Source organism: Laspinema sp. D2d (genome assembly GCF_025370755.1).
In the GTDB taxonomy this organism is placed as follows: Bacteria; Cyanobacteriota; Cyanobacteriia; order Cyanobacteriales; family Laspinemataceae; genus Laspinema.
This window is the reverse complement of sequence record NZ_JAMXFC010000017.1, coordinates 1-2,439: the sequence shown is the minus strand read 5'-3', so window position 1 is coordinate 2,439 and position 2,439 is coordinate 1. Positions and strand designations below refer to the sequence as shown.

The following is a 2,439-nucleotide window of genomic DNA, read 5'->3' as shown; positions in this document are numbered from 1 at the left end:
ATTCCCCAAGTGGAAGCTAATCCTCCTGTATTAAACGAAGATATTCCCCAAGTGGAAGCTAATCCTCCTGTATTGAAAAATAATATTCCAGAATTGGAAGAAAATAGCTTAGAAATAACCAACATCGGGAACCTTCAATTTGGTCTATTGGGACCCATAGGACCTTCTTATTTCAAAGAAGTTCTTGCAAATCTGGGAGTAAACTCTTCTATTGAGGTGGATTTATCCAATATTTTTGAGTGGATTTCCACCTTGGAAGAATTATCGAATCCTCCCCTGTCCTCCTCAAATCTGAATCAGGTAGAATTCCAGGGGGAAGACAATTCTACCTATAATTTCTTGATGGGAACTTCTGATTCAGACTTCATTCAAGCCAATTTTGGAAATAATTTTATTGAAGGATTAGGCGAGAATGACTCTTTGTTTGGGGGAGAGGGTAATGATATCCTCCAGGGCAATAACGGCGATAATTTTATCAAGGTAGGGGCAGAAAATAACTGGATTTATGGAGGAGAAGGAGACGACACCTTGGTTGGAGGTAATGGCGTAGATATCCTCTATGGGAACGATGGGAATGATTTAATGTATGTGGGTGGCGGGAATAATTTTCTCTATGGGAATCAAGGGAATGATACCTTGATTGGTGAGGATGGAAATGATGTTCTTTATGGTGGTAAAGATGATGATTTATTGATAGGTGGTGCAGGGGATGACTGGTTATTGGGGGATTTGGGTAATGATATCCTCATGGGAGGCGCGGGACAAGATCGATTTATCATTCGTCAAGATACCGGAACCGATTTAATTATTGACTTTACCGATGGAGAGGATTTAATCGGGTTGTCAGAAGAATTAACCTTGGATGATTTAACCTTCATTCAAAGAAACGATGGCACATTTATTTATGCTGGGGATGAATTACTTGCCATTCTCAATGAAGTGGATATTTCTCTAATCAATCAAGAGGATTTCTTTGGGGTAGGGTAATTGATAAAGGGGTGAGGGAATGTTTCCTTACCCTTTAGTTTAAGGGCTGTAAAGGGTTGTTAATTTGTAATCCGTCCTTCTCTGAAGCGGTTCAAATCTAGCCTTTTTTCCATGAAAATGCTCCGAAAATGCGATCGCCCTGAAACCTTCAACCCACATTCCGCAGGTTTGATCAAGTGAGTAAATAATATTTCTGGCAGGAGGCCCCTAAAAACTGAAGGATCCATCGCCGCTCATCAGTTAAATAGGTGATTTTCTTGACTCCATCAACCGTAAGCAAATGAATGGATTGAAAGCATTGAAAAACCCATCGTAGAGTTGGGGTAGTGGTGGGTTTACCTAATTGATTCTTAATCGACTTTTTTGCTTGAGCCAGGGCCTCTCTTAATGCTCTTTGACCTAAACTATACACTAACAAACACAAGCCCATCACCATTGCTAGGGCTTCTATTCGTTCGGGATTTTTTAGAAATACACTATCGGTAAAAAACATCGGGTCTTTTAAAAACCGAAATCCTCTTTCCGTCGATTGTTGGTTTTTGTATTCCGCTAATATCTGTTCATCACTCAGTTCATTAACATCTAAGACATTTGTAGCTAAGATAAATCTTCCCGCTCGGATTTTCTCTTGTTCTATCGCTGCCTCGTTCTCTGATAAGGTCCCTTGGATTTGATAAAAATACCCAGTGGGCTTGGCTCCCTTGGGTGGTCTTCCGGGTTGAGAGTAATAAGGAACGGTTAATATTTCAACCCCCGTGATTGTATGATATCTTAGCTTCTTGCTAAATTGATCAACAGCTTTCTGGGCGTCAGGTTGACAAGCGAATTTCTGTTGACTTAAGGCTTTAAGTTCTGAGCGGGCTTTTCCTTCCAGATTTTTTATCTTTTTCTTTAATTGCTTTAAGTCAGACTCTTTCCTTTTTTCACTTTCGACGCTTCTGCCATCTTGGTTTAATTTCTTCATAAGTGATTTCACAACTTTTTATCCTATATCCCTCCCATTGACAATTTTGTAAGTCTTCATCGGAGGGTTCGCTCAACAATTCTTTAGCGGCTTTTAAAGAAGCCGGAACTCGCGAGACCCATTTCAAATGATTAATTTGTTTTAAATTTTCTTGATTATAAAGGGCGGCATCGGCTACAAATAATCCATCCATCTCCCAATTTTCCCTAAATTCTTTCATCAACTTAGCAAAAATGGCTGAGTCGGATTCATTGCCCGAGGCTACTCTTAAATAGAGCGGAATATCCCCGTCTGAACTACAAATCAAATCTACGATAAATTGCTTTAAGTCTGGACGATGGTCTCTTGAGTATCCATAAGTAATCTCAATCGGAACGGGTTCTCCTGTTAGGTTAGGTTCTCTTATATATTAGGCATCTCCAAAAATTACAGACTATGCTATAATAAGAGCGGCTTATATTTTTTTACTGCAATGAGTGTCATTCTAA

General features: G+C 39.5%; 1 protein-coding gene and 1 pseudogene. One reads left to right on the top strand and one right to left on the bottom strand.

Features of this window, described 5'->3' with window-relative positions:
* A partial coding sequence (locus NG796_RS13070) for a calcium-binding protein (protein ID WP_317619306.1) occupies positions 1 to 987 on the top strand: 987 nt, incomplete at its 5' end.
* A 172-nt stretch (positions 988 to 1,159) separates the two neighbouring features.
* Here NG796_RS13070 and NG796_RS13065 read toward each other — a convergent pair.
* Positions 1,160 to 2,330 (bottom strand): annotated as a pseudogene (locus tag NG796_RS13065) (IS1634 family transposase); the annotation flags it as partial.
* Between the last annotated feature and the right edge of the window lie 109 nt (positions 2,331 to 2,439).